Here is a 16,677-nt window from a genome sequence, read left to right as displayed (position 1 = left end):
CATCCGCCACCCCACGGCGGGACGGTGCCCTTAGACTCCTCCCGTGACATGCCGGTAGTCGTGGTCAGGGAGGAAGCTCGTCGTGAGCAGCAGGCCATCCCGAGGCGCTGCTCGCCTCGCAGCAATACTCGACGCGCTCCCGGACGCGCTGTTGCTCGTCAACGCCAACGGCACGGTCGTCAACGCCAATTCGATCGCCCTCGAAGTGATGGAGAGCCCCGGTACCGGGCTCGTCGGCCGCGGGGTGCTCGACCTCCTGCCGGAGTTCGACTCCAAGCAGATCCCCGGCTCGATGCGCCGCCCCGGCGACCGCGAGGAGGGCCGCTCCAAGCCGAAGCGGATGACCGCGCGCCGCACCGACGGCAGCGAGTTCCCCGTCGAGGTCACCAGCGCCCACCTCGACGGCCGTGACGCCTACCGCGAGCCCCAGCCGTACACCGGCGACGAACTGCTGATGCTCGTCGTACGGGACCTCTCCGAGACCGTGGACACCGAGGCCGAGCTGGCCCGCTCCCAGCGGCAGACCGAGATGATCCTGCGCGCCGCGGCCGAGGGCGTCGTCGGCACGGACACCGAGGGCCGCGTCGTCCTCGTCAACCCGGCCGCCGCGCAGATCCTCGGATACCGCGCCACCGACCTCGGCAACCGCGAGCTGCACGGGCTCATCCAGCACTCGCGCGCCGACGGGTCGCCCTTCCCCTTCGACGAGTCCCCGCTCGCCGACACCCTGCGCAGCGGGCGCAAGCACCGGGTCCGCGGCCAGGTGCTGTGGAACAAGGCCGGGCAGGCCGTCTCCGTCGACCTGACCACCTCCCCCGTACGGGACGGGGACCTGCTCGTCGGCGCGGTGATGACCTTCACCGACCGGCGCCAGTACGACGCCCTCGCCGCGCGCCACGCCCAGCTGCTGGCCGTCCTCGGGGACTCCCTGCGCGGCCCGCTGGAGGAACTGCGCGGAGAGCTGGCCACGCTGGCCGCCGACGACGGGGGCCAGCTGTGGCCCGAGGCCAACCAGCTGCTGCACCATCTCGCCGCCGGCTACTCGCGGATGACCACCCTCGTGGACAACGTGCTGGAGTACCAGCGCCTGGACGCGGGCAGCGAGAAGCTCAAGAAGAAGAACGCCCTGATCAACACCGTCGTCGCAGCGGGTGTCGACGGCGCGGTCGAGCTGGTCGGCCCCGGGCGGGTGCAGTTCGCCGTCCACGCGCCGACGATCGAGGCCGAGGTGGACGAGGGGCGGATCGCCGCCGCCCTCGCGCACCTGATCGCGGACGTCGCCGGAGTGGACGCCACCGGCAAGACCGCCCAGGGCAGCGGGTACGGCGACTCCACCGTCGTGGTGGCCGCGGCCCAGCGGGGCGACGTCGTACGGATCGAGGTGCGCGGCCCCTACGAGGGCGGCGACCCGGTGCACGAGCCGATCGTGCGGGGCATCGTCACCGCGCACGGCGGTGTCCTGCAGACGGTGGAGGTGCCCGGCGCGCCCGGCGGGGCGTACGTGCTGGAGCTGCCGCTGGGTTCGGGCGCCGGGACGGTGACCCTGCCGGAGCCCGAGGAGCAGCCCGCGCCGGAGCCCGAGGCCGCCCCCGCGACGGTCTCCGGCGGCCGGCGGGGCCGGCGCGGGGTGGACGCCTTCCTGGAGGACGAGACCGCCGGGCCCAGGAACCCCGAGGCACGTGAGGGCGGGGGCGCGCTGGCGCTGCCGTCCGGGCGGCGCCGGGCGGAGGGCGAGGCCCCCGCGCAGGGCGTCGTGGCCGGTCCGGCGGAGCTGGCCCAGTCCCCGGTGAACCCGGCGGGGCTCGGTACCGGGCGACGGCGGGGCCGCGACGGTGACGACGCCCCGCACGACCGGCCCGTGCCGCCGCAGGGCACCGCCATGCCCGCGCTGCCGCCCGTGCCGTCGGTGCCCCCGGTGCCGGTGACCGAGCACCCGGCGGGCCGCCGCCGGGCGCTGGGGCAGGCCGGGGCGGCCGCGCAGCCCCCCGGCCCGGTGCCGGCGGCCGGGCTCCCGGCGCCCGCCGCGCCGCGGCCCGTCGCCCCCGAGGGCGGCTTCGCCCTGCCGGCCGGGCCCGCCGCGGGTTCCGGTTCCGCCGAGTCCGAGGCCGAGGGCCCGGGCGGACGCCGTGGCCGGCGGGTGCTCGGCGCGCCCGCGGAGCCCGAGCCGCAGCAGCCGGCCGACGGTGCGGAGCCCGCGCTCCCGACCGGGCGGCGGCGTGCGCTGCCCGCGACCCCCGCATGGCCGGTGCCCGCCGCGCGCACCGCCCCCGAGGACGGGGAGGCCCCCGGGCAGCCCTCCGTACCCGGTGCCCGCCGGCCGGGTGAGGCGCCGGTGGGTGCGGGGCAGCCGATCAGCGTGCGCGCTCTGGGCACCCTGGGCCAGGGCATCGCCGTGGACCCGGGCGCCGCGGGCGCGGAGGGTTCCGGTTCCGGCCGGCGCCGTCGGCTCGCCGAACCCGCGCCCCAGGGGCGGGCCTTCGCCATAGGGGCCCCCGAAGCGGGCGCCGCCGAGGGCCCGGAGCCGCTGGACGGCCCGGGGGGAGCGGTGGAGGTCGTCAACCGGCCCGTACCGCAGCCCGTGGACGACGAGCTGCCGCCGGAGCCGCTGGATAACCCGCGCCGGCTCCTGGTGTGGCCGGCCCCCGACGCGCAGACGCAGCAGGCGCTGAGCGACCGCGGCTACCGCCCGGTGGTGGTGCACTCGCGCGAGGAGGTGGACGCGCAGATCGCCGCGTTCCCCGCCGCGCTGTTCGTGGACCCGCTGACCGGACCGATCACCCGGACCGCCCTGCAGTCCCTGCGCCAGGCAGCGGTGGCCGCCGAGGTGCCCGTACTGGTGACGGCCGGGCTGGGGCAGGCCACGCGCGAGGCGGCGTACGGTGCCGATCCGGCCGTCCTGCTCAAGGCTCTCGCGGCGCGCGACAGCGAGCAGCACCCGTCCCGGGTCCTGCTGATCGAGGAGCACGACGAGATCGCCACCGCCCTGACCGCCGCGCTGGAACGGCGCGGCCTCCAGGTCGGCCGGGCGGGCGCGGACACGGACGCCGTGGAGCTGGCGAGCCGGATGCGCCCCAACCTGGTGGTCATGGACCTGATGCAGGTCCGTCGTCGGCGGGCCGGGATCGTGGACTGGCTGCGTGCCAACGGGCTGCTGAACCACACGCCGCTGGTCGTCTACACGACCGCCGGGATCGCTCCCGCCGACCTGCCGCGGCTGGCGTCGGGCGAGAGCGTGCTGTTCCTCGCCGAGCGGGCCACCACGGCCGATGTGCAGGGCCGCATCGTGGACTTGCTGGCCAAGATCGGGACCAACTAGCGATCCTGGGGCCCATGGCCATCACCGACACGTCCGAGCGCACCGTTCCCGCCGACAACGGGGAGGTCAACCTCCTCATCGCCCGGCAGGTGGAGCCCGGCCACGAGGAGACCTTCGAGGCCTGGGCCCACGGGATCCTGGAAACGGCCGCCGCCTTCCCCGGGCACCTGGGGTACGGGCTGTTCCGGCCCGCCACCGAGGGCGGCCCGTGGTTCCTGGTGCACCGCTTCCGCGACCAGGCGGCCTTCCAGCGCTGGCAGGACTCCCCCGAGCGGGCCCAGTGGTTCTCGAACTGCCTGGGCCACCACCACACCGAGATAGCCCGGCGTGAACTGCACGGGATGGAGACCTGGTTCGCCAAGCCGGGTACGACCCGGCCCGCGCCGCCGCGCTGGAAGATGGCGATCAGCTCGGGGCTGGCCATCTTCCCGATCTCGCTGGCGGGCAACGCGCTGCTCGGGCCGTACCTGGTGGACCTGCACTTCGTGGTGCGGACGGCCGCCTTCGCGGTCGTCTTCAGCACCTTGATGACCTACGTGGCCATGCCGGCGGTCAGCAGGCTGCTGCGGCCGTGGCTCACGCGCGGCTGACGTCGGCGGGGCCTGTACGCCTAGGCGAGGGTGGTGACGTCGAGGGCGCCGTCCGCGTACTGCTTGCGGATCACCTTCTTGTCGAACTTGCCGACGCTGGTCTTCGGCACGGCCTCGACGACCGTCCAGCGCTCGGGGAGCTGCCACTTGGCGATGGAGCGGCCGAGGAAGGTGCGCAGGCCGTCGTAGTCCACGGTGGCGCCCTCCTTGAGGACGACGGTGGCCAGGGGGCGTTCGCCCCACTTCTCGTCCGGGACGGCGACGACCGCCGCCTCGGCCACCTCCGGGTGGGCCATCAGGGCGTTCTCCAGCTCGACGCTGGAGATCCATTCGCCGCCGGACTTGATGACGTCCTTGGCCCGGTCGGTGAGGGTGAGGAAGCCGTCGGCGCTGATCACGCCGACGTCCCCGGTCTTGAGCCAGCCGTCCGCGCTGAACTTGTCATCGGGGCGCAGGGCTTCGCCGGACACGCCGTTGTAGTAGGAGGCGGCGATCCAGTTGCCGCGGACCTCCAGCTCGCCGGCCGACTCCCCGTCCCACGGCAGGACGTCGCCGGCCGGGCCGATGAGGCGGGCCTCGACGCCTGCGGGGAAGCGGCCCTGGGTGACCCGGTACGGCCACTCCTCCTGGGCGGTCAGCCCGGCCGGCGGGTGGGCCATGGTGCCCAGCGGGGAGGTCTCGGTCATGCCCCAGGCGTGGCAGAGGCGGACGCCGAGCTTGTCGTAGGCCTCCATCAGGGAGGGCGGACAGGCGGCGCCGCCGATGGTGACCTGCTTCATCGAGGTGAGGTCGCGCGGCTTCGCGGTGACTTCGGCGAGCAGCCCCTGCCAGATGGTGGGGACGGCCGCGGCGTGCGTGGGCTTCTCCTGCTCGATCATCTCGGCGAGCGGGCCCGGCTGGAGGAAGCGGTCCGGCATCAGCATGTTGATGCCGGTCATGAAGGTGGCGTGCGGCAGGCCCCAGGCGTTCACGTGGAACTGGGGCACCACGACCAGGCTGGTGTCGTGGTCGGTGAGCCCCATCGACTCGGTCATGTTGACCTGCATGGAGTGCAGGTAGATGGAGCGGTGGGAGTAGACCACGCCCTTGGGGTCCCCGGTGGTGCCGGAGGTGTAGCACATGGCAGCGGCCTGGCGTTCGTCCAGCTCGGGCCAGTCGTAGCGCTCGGGACGGCCCGCGAGGAGCTCCTCGTACTCGTGGACCCGGACGGCCAGCCCGTCGAGGGCGGAGCGGTCGCCGATGCCCACGACCACGACGTGCTCGACCGTCGGCAGGTGCGGCAGCAGCGGGGCCAGCAGCGGCAGCAGGGTGCCGTTCACCAGCACGACGCGGTCCGCGGCGTGGTTGACGATGAAGACCAGCTGCTCCGGGGGCAGGCGCAGGTTGAGCGTGTGCAGGACCGCGCCCATGGACGGGATCGCGAAGTACGCCTCGACGTGCTCGGCGTTGTTCCACATGAGGGTCGCGACGCGTTCGTCCTGCTGGACTCCGAGCTCGTCGCGCAGCGCGTGCGCGAGCTGGGCGCTGCGGACGCCGATCTCGGCGAAGCTGCGCCGGTGCGGCTCGGCGCCGGTCCAGGTGGTGACCTGGGACGTCCCGTGGATCGTCGACCCGTGGGCCAGGATCCGCGAGATCAGCAGCGGTACATCCTGCATGGTGCTCAGCAAAGCGTCCTCCCGGTGAGCGCTGCGGCGCTGCGGCGGCTGTCGGATGCTGCCGATTCTGCGCACGTACCGGTCGGCATGTCACTACCCGGGAGTACAAACAGGCTGGCCCATCACTGTCCGGGGCCGTTCCGTGGCCGATGTTTCACGTGAAACACGTGGGCGGGGCCGCAGCGGCACCGGTCGCCGTTCAGCGCACCGGGGTGAGCTCGGGGTCCTCGCGCAGCTTGACCAGCGCCCGGGAGACGGCGCTCTTGACCGTGCCGATCGACACTCCGAGCAGCTCGGCGGTCTGCGCCTCGCTCATGTCCTCGTAGTAGCGCAGGACGACCATGGCCCGCTGCCGGTCGGGCAGCCGGGTGACCGCACGCCACATCGCGTCACGCAGCGCCTGCGCCTCCGCGGGGTCCGTTCCCGCCGGGGTCTCGCCCTCCGGGATCTCGTCGCAGACGAACTCGTCGACCTTGCGCTTGCGCCACTGCGAGGTGCGGGTGTTGACCAGGGCCCGCCGGACGTAGCCGTCGAGGGCGCGGTGGTCTTCGATCCGGTCCCAGGCGACGTAGGTCTTCGCCAGGGCCGTCTGGAGCAGGTCCTCCGCGTCACAGGGGTTGGCGGTCAGGGAGCGCGCGGTACGCAGGAGGACGGTGCCACGGGTCCGTACGTACGTCGAGAACGACGGGTACTGCATCGGGTTCGCGGCGAGCGTGCACACAGGCGTGGTCATGGCTCCACGCTAGAAGCGGGACGCCTTCCTGGGATCGGCCCCAGGTGCCGGAGCCGGGTCCCTCTCAGGTTGTACGGCCGGGCCGCGCCCCACCTCCTGAAGGTGGAGGACGCGGCCGGCCACCGGGACCGCAGTCAGAGCCCGGCTCCCAGGACCAGGCCGGAGGTCGGCACCCCCGTACCGGCGGTGACCAGGATGTTCTCCGCCCCGGGGAGTTGGTTGACGGAGGTGCCGCGCACCTGGCGGACGGCTTCGGCGATGCCGTTCATGCCGTGCAGGTAGGCCTCCCCGAGCTGTCCCCCGTGGGTGTTGAGGGGGAGCGTCCCGGCCGCCGTGAAGTCCGCGGCCTCCCCGGGGCCGCAGAAGCCGAACGCCTCCAGCTGCATGAGGACGAAGGGGGTGAAGTGGTCGTAGAGGATGCCCACGTCGATGTCCGCGGGCCGCAGTCCGCTGGTGCGCCATAGCTGGCGGGCGACCACGTCCATCTCGGGGAGGCCGGTCAGGTCGTCCCGGTAGAAGGAGGTCATCCCCTCCTGGCGGCGGCCGGCGCCCTGTGCGGCGGCGGTGATCACGGCGGGCTTCTGCCGCAGGTCCCGGGCCCGCTCGGCGGTGGTGACGACGAGGGCCTGACCGCCGTCGGTCTCCTGGCAGCAGTCCAGCAGCCGCAGCGGCTCGACGATCCAGCGCGAGGCCGCGTGGTCGGCGAGGGTGATGGGCTTGCCGTGGAAGTAGGCGGCGGGGTTGTTCGCGGCGTGCCTGCGGCCGGTGACGGCGACGTGGCCGAAGGCCTCCGGGGTCAGGTTGTAGGTGTGCAGGTAGCGCTGGGCGGCCATGGCCACCCAGGACGCGGGGGTGAGCAGCCCCCAGGGCAGGGACCAGCCGAGGGCGGCGCCCTCCGCGGAGGCTTCGCGCTGCTGCACCCCGGACCCGAAGCGGCGGCCGGAGCGTTCGTTGAAGGCGCGGTAGCAGACCACGACCTCGGCCACCCCGGTGGCGACGGCGAGAGCGGCCTGCTGGACGGTGGCGCAGGCCGCGCCGCCGCCGTAGTGGATGCGGGAGAAGAAGGACAGCTCCCCGATGCCGGCCGCCTGGGCGACGGTGATCTCGGGGCTGGTGTCCATGGTGAAGGTGACCATGCCGTCGACGTCGGCGGGGGTGAGCCCGGCGTCGTCGAGGGCCGCGTGCACGGCCTCGACGGCGAGCTTCAGCTCGCTGCGGCCGGAGTCCTTGGAGAACTCGGTCGCGCCGATGCCGGCGATGGCGGCCCGGCCGCCCAGTCCGTCGCGGGTGCGGACGCTCATGCGGCGGCCCCCAGGGTGACGGTCACGGTGCCCGTGACGTGGTGGCCGATGCTGTTGGCCCCGACGACCCTGATCTGCGCGGTGTCCCCGTCGACGGCGGTGACCTTACCCGTGAGGGTCATCGTGTCGCCCGGGTAGTTCGGGGCGCCGAGCCGGATCGCGACCTTGCGCAGGACCGCGCGCGGGCCCAGGTGGTCGGTGATGTAGCGGCCGACCAGGCCGTTGGTGGTCAGGATGTTCATGAAGACGTCCGGGGAACCCTTCGCGCGGGCGAGCTCCGCATCGTGGTGCACGTCCTGGTAGTCGCGGGAGGCGATGGCCCCCGCCACGATCAGGGTGCGGGTGACCGGGATCTCCAGCGGCGGCAGCGCGTCGCCGACGTTCATGCGTGTTCCCCCTCGGACATCAGGTCTTCCCCTTCGGACACGGGGCCCTCCCCCTCGGATATGAGGGCGCCCAGCTCGGCCAGCAGCTCGCTGCCGCAGCCCAGGTAGGCGTCCAGCTGGCGGCCCCACAGGAAGTGCCGGTGGACGGGGTGGTCCAGGTCGGCGCCCATCCCGCCGTGCAGGTGCTGGCCCGCGTGGACGACCCGCTTGCCCGCCTCGGAGGCCCACCAGGCCGCCGTGAGCGCGTGCTCGCGGGCCGGGAGTCCTTCGTCGACGCGCCAGGCCGCCTCGTACGCGGTGACCCGGATCGCCTCCGTGTCCATGTACGCGTCGGCCGCGCGGAGCATGACGGCCTGGTTCGTGGACAGCGGCCGGCCGAACTGCTCGCGGGCCGAGGTGTGCTCCACGGCCCGGGCCAGCGATCCCGCGCAGACCCCCGCCTGGAGTCCCGCGAAGGCGGTGCGGGCGGCGCCGAGCACCTGGTCGTAGGCCTCCGGGCCGCCGAGCCGCTCCCCCCTGGACCCGTCCAGGGTGAGGCTCCCCGACGCCCAGGGCGCGGTGGTCTCCACCGGCCGGACGGTCGCCCCGGGCGCGTCGGTCCGTACGAGCCACAGGGTCCGGCCGGTGTCGGGGAGCAGCACGTGCGTGGCGTCGCGCAGCCAGGGCACGGCGGGGGCGTTGCCGGTGAGGAGGCCGCCGGGGGTGGCGGTGAACCGGCCGCGCTCGGGGAAGGCTCCGGTGGCCACGGCCTCGCCGGAGCCGAGGGCGGGCAGCAGCCGGCCCCGCTGCTCGGGGCTGCCGTGCGCGGCCACCGGCAGGACGCCGTACGCGCAGGTGGCGGCGTACGGGACCTGCGCGGTGGTGCGGCCCTGCTCCTCCAGCAGCAGGACCAGGCCGAGCAGGCCGACGTCCTCGACGGCGGAGATCAGTCCGGCGGAGGTCAGGGCCTTCCAGAGTTCGGCGTCACTCGCCGTGCCGGCGGCGGCGAGCCGTTCGTGGGTGGCGAGGTCGCGGAAGATCCGCGCGGCGAGGCCGGCCGCGGCGGCCTGTTCCTCGGTGGGGTGGAAGTCCACCTCAGCCCGCCTCCCCTCGGAAGACGGGCAGTTCGAGGGTGTCGTCGACGCGCAGGAACTCCAGCCGGACGGGCATGCCGATGCGGACCTTGTCGTAGGGGACCCCGGTGATGTTGCTGATGATCCGGACGCCCTCGGCCAGCTCGACCAGGGCCACCGCGTACGGGGGGTCGAAGGCGGGGAAGGACGGGTGGTGCATGACGACGTACGAGAAGACCGTGCCGGCGCCGGTCGCCTCGACGGTGTCCCAGTCGGGGCAGGAGCAGGCGTTGCATCCGGGCAGCCAGGGAAAGCGCAGGGTCGCGCAGGCGGTACAGCGCTGGATCAGCAGCCTGTGCTCACGGACCCCGTCCCAGAAGCCCTGGTTGTCGCGGTTGATCACGGGCCGCGGCCGGGGCGGGGCCGCCGGGCGGCTCTCGGGCCGGGCGGCGGGGGCGTATTTGAGGATGCGGAAGCGGTGGGTCCCGGCGAGTTCGCCGTTCGCCCGGACGTCCATGCGGGTGGTGACGAAGTGGCCGGTGCCCAGCTTGGTCGTCTTGCGCGGCGAGACCGACTCGATCACGGCGTCGAAGCTCACTTCGTCGCCCGGGCGCAGCGGGCGCAGGTACTCCTGTTCGCAGTCGGTGGCGACCACGGAGGTGCAGCCGGCGCCGTCGAGGAGCTCGAACAGCTCGTCGTAGGCGGAGGAGCGGTCGGTGTGGCCGGAGAGGCCGCCCATCGTCCAGGCCTGGAGCATGGTGGGCGGGGCGATGGCGTCGGGTCCGGTGTAGGCGGGGTTGGTGTCGCCCATCGCCTCGCACCAGTGGCGGATCATCGGCTCGTTGACCGCGTCCTTGGCCCGGCCCTCGGTGGCGGCGGGCCGCCCCTCGAAGGCCTTGAGCCTCTCGTGGAACGGGTCGCTCTCCCCGGCGGTCATCGCTTCCTCCCCTTCATTCCGAGCCGCATCATGGCGACGATCTCGCGTTGGACCTCGCTGACTCCGCCGCCGAAGGTGTTGATCTGGGCGGCCCGGTTCATCCGTTCCAGCTCGCCGCCGGCGAAGGCGTCCGGACCGCGTACGAGGGCCTCCTCGCCCACCGCCTCCTGGCAGATCCGGTAGACCTCGACGGTGGATTCGGTGCCGAGGAACTTCACTCCGCTGGCGTCGCCGGGGGCCAGGGTGCCCGCTCCCACGTCCTGGACGAGGCGCCAGTTGAGGAGGCGTACGGCGGCCAGCCGGGCGTGGGCCTCGGCGAGCCGGGAGCGCACCCAGGGGCGGTCGGCGGGGCGGTCGCCGGTGGCGGGGTCGGGGGTGCGGGCGTGGCGCAGGGCGCGCTCGTAGAAGTCCTCGGCCTGCATGCCGATGGCGGCGAGGGCGACGCGTTCGTGGTTGAGCTGGTTGGTGATCAGGCCCCAGCCGCCGTGTTCGGGGCCGACGAGGTTGCCCTCCGGGACCCTGATGGAGTCGTAGTACGTCGCGGTGGTGGTGAGGCCCCCGACGGTTTCGATCGGTGTCCAGGCGAAGCCGGGGCTGTCGGTGGGCACCAGGATGATCGAGATGCCCTCGTGCTTGGGCGCCCCCGGGTCGGTGCGGCAGGCCAGCCAGATCCAGTCGGCGTTCTGGGCGTTCGAGGTGAAGACCTTCTGTCCGTCGATCACCCAGTCGCCGCCCTCGCGGACGGCCTTGGTGCGCAGCGAGGCCAGGTCGGTTCCGGCTTCGGGTTCCGAGTAGCCGATGGCGAAGACGATCTCGCCGCGGAGGATCCGGGGGAGGAACCAGTCCTTCTGGTGCTGGGTGCCGTACTTCATGAGGGTGGGGCCGACCGTGTTGAGGGTGACCATGGAGACGGGGGCGCCGGCCCGGTAGGCCTCGTCGAAGAAGACGAACTGTTCGTCGGGGCCGCGGCCCTGGCCGCCGTACTCGACGGGCCAGCCGAGGCCGAGCAGGCCGTCGGCGCCGATCCGGCGCAGCAGGGCGCGCTGGGCGTCCGGGTCTTCGGGTACCCCGTCGGGGAGCAGGTCGCGGAAGTACTCGCGCAGTTCGGCGCGCAGTCGCGCCTGGCCTTCGGACGGGGCGAGGTGCACGGCGCTGGCCTCCCGGCATCGCGGCGGACGAATAAAACTGACTGTCCGTCAGATTCGCCGTGGATGTCAAGGTCGGGAGGGAGGGCAGCCGGACATGCGGAAGGGCGCCCGCGCGACCGGACCCCAGCCGGTCCGGTCGTACGGGCGCCCTCAGCGGTCAAGCGGCTCCGGGAGGGCCGCCTACCACCACGGGAAGAAGTTCACCGCGACAGCGGAGTTGGCCTGGTGGATCGCCGTGTACGCGGAGCCGTTGACCTGCGCGGTGTTGTTCTGGTTCGACGCTCCGGAGCCGGTGGCCACCTGCTGCGAGGTGGAGGAGTTTCCGCTGTTGCCGCCGCCCACACCGCTGCCCACGATGCTCGCGACGCTCGCATTCGATCCGTCGTTCGCGAAGGAGCCGTTGTCGGCCGCGGCCACCCCTCCGAAGAAGGCGGCGGCGAGGGGGAGCGAGGCGACGGCGGCGATGACGCGGGCGGTACGGATGCTTGCCATGTCTGAATTTCCTCCATGAAACCGAAGTCGGGTGTACTCCAAGGCAGTTGGCCGACCGCCTCGGTCGTTCGTGCTGCTGACGACGTCGCGAGACCAGAGTTGCCCACCGAATCCCCGGCGAACCACCCCGCAGCCTGCTATTCCCCCGCAAGCATGACCAACTACGGATAAACCCCGTTCGCGCCCCTTCCGCCCCACGCGGCGCACCCGCAACGCGCGGAACCCCGCGCACGCAAGAGGCGAATCGTTCCGTCAAACCGGCCCGCCCCGGACATGCCGAAAAGGGCCGCACTGTCCGGGAACCCCACCGTCTCCCGGCCCTGCGGCCCTGCCGTACCAAGCTTCACGCCCCCCGCGCGCCCCGGACGAACGCCGGTGCGACCCCCTGTGCCCCATCCCCGGGGGCACTGCGCGGCGCGCCTGCGCCGCATCCTTCCGTTCCTGACGCTGCTGGTCGCGCCCCCGCTAAGCGGCGAGGTCGAGCCGGCCCCGATCCGCACGGGAGGCGCGGGCGGCCTCGGAACCGTGGGCCGCGGCAGGAGCGAGGAGCTCATCGGAGGCGGCGAGCCCGTCGCGGACGGCGAACGCATCGGGGACGACGCACGCATCAGGGGCGGCGAACGCATCAGGGGCCAGGGCCGCGGCGGTGGTCGATCGCCGGACGGACGGGGCCTTGCCGTGGGCCTCGGCCCGGATCCGCTGCTTGATCGTCGGCGGGAGCGAACCGCCCCGCATCACCGCCCGCCAGGTCCGCCGCGCCACCACGGCCGGACGACGGCGCACCGCCGGCGCCACCGGAGCGGCGACCGCCTCACCCGCGGCCGCCGGGGCCACCTTCCCACCGAGGCCGAGGGCGGCCAGGAGCGCCACGAGCGCGGCGAGGACGCTGGTCCAGATCGAGGTGAAGCTGCGGTGGGTCATGACGAGCCCCTCATTTCGCGATGTTCCGACGGGCGGATCTGCATACATTCGTCATGATGTGGCCGCAACCGCACGACCCCCGCCACGCGCGCCGATCTTCTGACAAACACCACCCGGAAGGCCCAGCCCCCTTGCCGCCGGCCCCGGGGACACCGGCCGGGCGCCCCGGACACACGAAGAAGGGGCGCCCCGCGATCGGGGCGCCCCTTCGGGTCAGCGCGTGCGCTGAGGTGTGGCGGTGGGTGTGGGATTTGAACCCACGGTGACTTGCGCCACGACGGTTTTCAAGACCGTTCCCTTAGGCCGCTCGGGCAACCCACCTGGCCGGTACAGAGTACCGGGATGTCGGGGTGGGTGGGGTGGGAGTTGCGGTCGGGCGGGTCAGGAGGTCTGGGCCTTGTCGTAGGCGGCCTTGGCCTCGTTGCCGAAGTACGGGCCGAACATCGTGTTGGGCAGGAAGTTGTAGCCGAAGCTGTTCACCGAGACCTGGGTGCCCAGGCCCGTGGACTCGTTGAAGTCCTGGAACCAGGGGCCGCCACTGGAGCCGCCCGTCATGTTGCAGGCCATGCTGTGGTCCTTGGTCAGCAGGAAGTCCTTGCCCGTGTTGGCGCTGCAGTAGACGAGCTTGGTGCCGTCGTACGGAGCCGCCGCCGGGAAGCCGAAGGAGTACATGCGCTTGTTGTAACCGCCGTTGAAGAGGATCCCCTGCGCGCCGACGGCCTGGCTGAGCTTCTGGCCGTTCAGCGGGGCGACGACGGCGAGGCCCACGTCCATGTTCATGTCCTCGCTGGCCGCCCACTGGTCGGTGGCGAAGGTCTTGACCGCCGACCACTGGCCGTACGGGGCGTTGCCGTTGGCGTACGCCGGCACGAAGATCCAGTTGGTGTGCCAGGCGCCCTGGTACTTCACGCAGTGGCCGGCCGTGATGACCGTGCTGCCGTTCTGGCTGGTGACCGAGTCGCCCGAGCAGGAGGCCGTACGGCCCTGGAAGGTGAAGAACACCCGGCCGGAGGTCCTCACCACCGCCCCGCCGCCCGTCCAGGCGCCGCCCGCCTGCGGGAACGCCATGACGGACGAGGGGGAGGTCGGGGGCACCCGGGTGGGGAGGGCCGCCTTCACCGGCGCCGTACGCGCGCCGCCGGGAGCCGCCTCCAGGTCGAGCGGGGTGGCCTGACGCATCCGCTCGGCGGTCCAGAAGCCGGGGGTCTGCCCGGGCCGGAACGAGGAGGGCGGCTCGGCCGCCGCCGAAGGGGAGGCCGCCGTCAGGGCCCCCGCGAGCAGGGCGCCCGCTGCCAGGAGGACGGACAACGCCGTGCGATGACGATTCACGCAGGACTCCTTCTGCCGTGCCCGTGGCCGGAGTGACCCGGGCAGGGGTGGGGGTGAAGAGCTGTCGGTGCGGATCGGCTGTTCGGCTTGCGGGGGCAGAGTCGCACGCGGGCCCGGAGATGTCAGGGGGCGGTCCGGACGTTCGGTCGGTTCCGGCCAGGAAATGGCCAACTCGCCCCGGGTCCCGCCGTCATGTGGTCACGAGGACACCGGCGTACGAAACCCCCGCCACCACCACCCAGGCTCCGAGCCCGAGCAGTGCGGCGCGCCCTCCGGTGCGGGCCAGGGTCGGCAGGTGGACCGCGCTGCCCAGCCCGAACAGGGCGGCCGCCAGCAGGGCCTCCTGGGCCGTGTGCGCCCAGTCCAGGGCCGCCCCGGGCAGCAGACCGGTGGCGCGCAGCGCGGCCGCCGCCAGGAACCCGGCGACGAACAGCGGCACCGGTGCCGGACGCCGCCCCGAGGCGGTGCGTACGCCGCGCCGCCGGGCCCGCATCGAGAAGGCCACCGCCGCCACCAGGGGGGCCAGCAGTGCCACCCGCATCAGCTTGACCAGCACCGCCTCGCCCAGTGCGCCGGGGCCCGCGGTCTGGGCCGTCGCGACCACCTGGCCGACATCGTGGACGCTCGCCCCCACCCACCGCCCGAAGGCCGGGCCCGAGAGCCCCAACGGGCCCTGGAGGAGCGGCAGTACCGCGATGGCCAGCGTTCCGCACAGGGTGACCAGTGCCACCGAGGCGGCCACGTCCTCCTCGTCGCTGCCGGAGACCTCGCTCACCGCGCCGATGGCCGAGGCACCGCAGATCGAGTACCCGGTGGCGATCAGCAGGGGCTGGTCCCCCGGCAGGCCGAGGCGGCGGCCGAGCCAGACCGTGCCGAAGAAGGTGGCGGCGACCACGGCGCAGACCATCGCCACCGTCGCCCAGCCGAGGCGGAGCACCTGGTCCAGCCCCAAACCGAGGCCCAGCAGGACGATGCCGATGCGCATCAGCCGCCGCCCGGCCAGCGACAGACCCGGGCGGGCCGGCCCGCGCACGACGGTCCGTACGCCGGGAAGGTGGGCCACGGCGATCCCGAGCACCACCGAGGCGGTCAGCATCGGCACGCCCGGCACCAGCCGGTGCACGCCCCACGCCACCAGCGCGCCGGCGGCGGCCATGCCCAATCCGGTCCAGGGAGTGGGTGTTTCACGTGAAACATGGCGGACCGCCGCGCTCTGGGGGCGGTGGAGGAGGGCCATCAGTCGACGGGGAGCGTGTAGACGCGGCGGATGCTGGTGCCCAGGCGGGAGACGTCGGCCCCGTAGACGTGGATGGATATCGCCGTGCCGGTACAGGAGTTGCGCACCTTGTGGATGTCCCCGGGCGGTGCGAAGCCGCAGACCTCGCCCTGGGCGTTGACCACGTCCTCGGTGGCGACCAGACGGGCGGCGTCGGGGCCCGGGGCGAGCCGGTAGCGGCGCTCGCTCTCCTCGCCCTGGTGCACGCCCGCCACGCACCACGAGACGTGGTCGTGGATGCAGGTCTCCTGGCCGGGCATCCAGACCAGGGCCACGACCGAGAAGCTGCCGTCGGGCTCCGCGTGAAGGATGTGCTGCCGGTAGTGCTCCGGGTCGCCCTCCTGCTGCTCGGCGGTCAGCAGGTCGGCCGCGCCCAGGTGCGGGGCGAGCCGTTCGCCGACCAGGTAGGAGGTCAGGTCGGGGGCAAGTCCCCGGTCCACGACGGAGCGGATCTCGGTGACGAGGGCGGCCATCCTCGTGGTCGTACGGGCCGGCGTGGTGGTGGTCATACAAGCAGCGTCGGACGGCGCATCCATCACGTCCAACGACAGTTATGACCTGAAATCCCAAGCAGAGCTTATGGATTGAGGACCGCTGGAGCCGTCGGATCAGCAGCCGACGCGGTTCGAAGCGACCCTCTTCAGCTCGTCCAGCACCACCGCCGTCGCCGGGATCCGCAGGTGGTCCCGGTAGACGTACGCGGCGATGTGGCGGCGGGCGGCGGGCTCCAGCACCCGCCCGCAGACCCGGCTGAGGGAGAGCGAGGGCAGCACCAGAGCGGGCATCATCGCCACGCCCAGCCCCTGTGCGACCAGGCTCTGCACCACCAGGTTGTCGTCGGTCGCGAAGCGGATGTCGGGTACGAAGCCCAGTTCGGCGCACTCGTGCAGCAGATTGGCCCGGCAGCGCGGACAGCCCGCGATCCACCGCTCCTCGGCGAGGTCGGCGAGGTGCACGGCCCGGCGCCGGGCCAGCGGATGACCCGTCGGCAGCAGCACCGTGAGCTGGTCCTCCAGCAGCCTGACCTCGGCGACCTCCTCCGGGATCTCCTCGTGCAGGCCCGGGTAGGTGAAGGCGAGGGTGATGTCGCACTCGCCGCGCTGGAGCCTGTGCAGGGACTCCGGCGGCTCGCCCTCCAGCAGCTCGACCTGGACTCCGGGATGCTGCTTGGCCAGGCCGCTGAGGGCTTCCGGGACGAGCGTGACATTGGCGCTGGGGAATCCGCAGACCCGTACGCGCCCCGTGCGCAGCCGCGTGTACGCCTTGAGCTGGGCCTCGGCGGCGGAGAGGCTGCCGAGGATGGACTCGGCGTGCCGGGCCAGGGACTCACCGGCCTCGGTCAGCTTCATGCGGCGGCCGACGCGGGTGAACAGCGGGGTGCCGACCGCGCGTTCGAGCGCCTTCATCTGCTGGGTGATCGCCGGCTGGGTGTAGCCCAGGACGCGGGCGGCCGCCGAGTAGGAGCCCGCCGCGACGACTTCATGGAATGTCCGTATGTGCCGTGAATCGAACACGAGCGAAGCATAAGCAGATGTTGGGAG

15 protein-coding genes and 1 tRNA gene are annotated in these 16,677 nt (G+C 73.1%); 2 read left to right on the top strand and 14 right to left on the bottom strand.

Annotated features, from left to right (window positions below):
• Positions 1 to 82: 82 nt before the first annotated feature.
• Together D1J60_RS18040 and D1J60_RS18035 are read left to right on the top strand one after the other, a co-directional pair.
• Entirely contained in the window at positions 83 to 3,316 is a 3,234-nt protein-coding gene (locus D1J60_RS18040) for a PAS domain-containing protein (RefSeq protein ID WP_125821785.1), read from the top strand.
• A gap of 14 nt (positions 3,317 to 3,330) precedes the next feature.
• Entirely contained in the window at positions 3,331 to 3,906 is a 576-nt protein-coding gene (locus D1J60_RS18035) for an antibiotic biosynthesis monooxygenase (RefSeq protein WP_125595095.1), read from the top strand.
• A 20-nt stretch (positions 3,907 to 3,926) separates the two neighbouring features.
• On the opposite strand, the gene D1J60_RS18030 is transcribed toward D1J60_RS18035, so the two are convergent.
• From D1J60_RS18030 to D1J60_RS17965, 14 genes are all read right to left on the bottom strand, one after another.
• The gene (locus D1J60_RS18030; RefSeq protein WP_125821784.1) at positions 3,927 to 5,573 is read right to left on the bottom strand and encodes a long-chain fatty acid--CoA ligase; all 1,647 of its coding nucleotides are present in this window, start codon (positions 5,571 to 5,573) and stop codon (positions 3,927 to 3,929) included.
• 187 nt (positions 5,574 to 5,760) lie between these two features.
• Positions 5,761 to 6,294 (bottom strand): SigE family RNA polymerase sigma factor, encoded by a 534-nt coding sequence (locus tag D1J60_RS18025; protein ID WP_125821783.1) that lies wholly within the window; start codon positions 6,292 to 6,294, stop codon positions 5,761 to 5,763.
• Positions 6,295 to 6,428: 134 nt separating this feature from the next.
• Positions 6,429 to 7,595: a lipid-transfer protein gene (locus D1J60_RS18020; RefSeq protein WP_125821782.1), complete on the bottom strand. Its 1,167-nt coding sequence runs from the start codon at positions 7,593 to 7,595 to the stop codon at positions 6,429 to 6,431.
• A complete protein-coding gene (locus tag D1J60_RS18015) occupies positions 7,592 to 7,981 on the bottom strand; it encodes a MaoC family dehydratase (protein WP_125821781.1) in 390 nt (129 codons plus the stop codon). The genes D1J60_RS18020 and D1J60_RS18015 overlap by 4 nt, the downstream gene beginning before the upstream one ends.
• Positions 7,978 to 9,054, bottom strand: coding sequence for an acyl-CoA dehydrogenase family protein (locus D1J60_RS18010; RefSeq protein ID WP_125821780.1), 1,077 nt, complete (start codon positions 9,052 to 9,054; stop codon positions 7,978 to 7,980). The genes D1J60_RS18015 and D1J60_RS18010 overlap by 4 nt, the downstream gene beginning before the upstream one ends.
• Before the next feature lies 1 nt (position 9,055).
• The gene (locus tag D1J60_RS18005; RefSeq protein ID WP_125821779.1) at positions 9,056 to 9,970 is read right to left on the bottom strand and encodes a bifunctional MaoC family dehydratase N-terminal/OB-fold nucleic acid binding domain-containing protein; all 915 of its coding nucleotides are present in this window, start codon (positions 9,968 to 9,970) and stop codon (positions 9,056 to 9,058) included.
• The gene (locus D1J60_RS18000; RefSeq protein ID WP_125821778.1) at positions 9,967 to 11,118 is read right to left on the bottom strand and encodes an acyl-CoA dehydrogenase family protein; all 1,152 of its coding nucleotides are present in this window, start codon (positions 11,116 to 11,118) and stop codon (positions 9,967 to 9,969) included. Before D1J60_RS18000 ends, D1J60_RS18005 begins: the two co-directional genes overlap by 4 nt.
• Positions 11,119 to 11,298: 180 nt before the next feature.
• On the bottom strand, positions 11,299 to 11,610 hold the full coding sequence (locus D1J60_RS17995; RefSeq protein ID WP_125821777.1) for a hypothetical protein: 312 nt from the start codon (positions 11,608 to 11,610) through the stop codon (positions 11,299 to 11,301).
• 465 nt (positions 11,611 to 12,075) lie between these two features.
• Entirely contained in the window at positions 12,076 to 12,531 is a 456-nt protein-coding gene (locus D1J60_RS17990) for a DUF6344 domain-containing protein (RefSeq protein ID WP_241253308.1), read from the bottom strand.
• Between the two features lie 233 nt (positions 12,532 to 12,764).
• Positions 12,765 to 12,852: transfer RNA gene (locus tag D1J60_RS17985), tRNA-Ser, on the bottom strand.
• A 60-nt stretch (positions 12,853 to 12,912) separates the two neighbouring features.
• Complete coding sequence (locus tag D1J60_RS17980) at positions 12,913 to 13,860, bottom strand: peptidase (RefSeq protein ID WP_125821775.1); 948 nt, start codon at positions 13,858 to 13,860, stop codon at positions 12,913 to 12,915.
• 190 nt (positions 13,861 to 14,050) lie between these two features.
• Positions 14,051 to 15,097 (bottom strand): putative sulfate exporter family transporter, encoded by a 1,047-nt coding sequence (locus D1J60_RS17975; RefSeq protein ID WP_125821774.1) that lies wholly within the window; start codon positions 15,095 to 15,097, stop codon positions 14,051 to 14,053.
• A complete protein-coding gene (locus tag D1J60_RS17970) occupies positions 15,097 to 15,645 on the bottom strand; it encodes a cysteine dioxygenase family protein (protein ID WP_125604218.1) in 549 nt (182 codons plus the stop codon). Before D1J60_RS17970 ends, D1J60_RS17975 begins: the two co-directional genes overlap by 1 nt.
• A gap of 99 nt (positions 15,646 to 15,744) precedes the next feature.
• A complete protein-coding gene (locus D1J60_RS17965; protein WP_125604217.1) occupies positions 15,745 to 16,650 on the bottom strand; it encodes a LysR family transcriptional regulator in 906 nt (301 codons plus the stop codon).
• Positions 16,651 to 16,677: the final 27 nt, after the last annotated feature.

The sequence above is a fragment of the Streptomyces sp. W1SF4 genome (genome assembly GCF_003950035.1).
In the GTDB taxonomy this organism is placed as follows: Bacteria; Actinomycetota; Actinomycetes; order Streptomycetales; family Streptomycetaceae; genus Streptomyces; species Streptomyces racemochromogenes.
The sequence above is the reverse complement of the archived record's forward strand: the minus strand, read 5'-3'. Positions and strand labels throughout refer to the sequence as shown.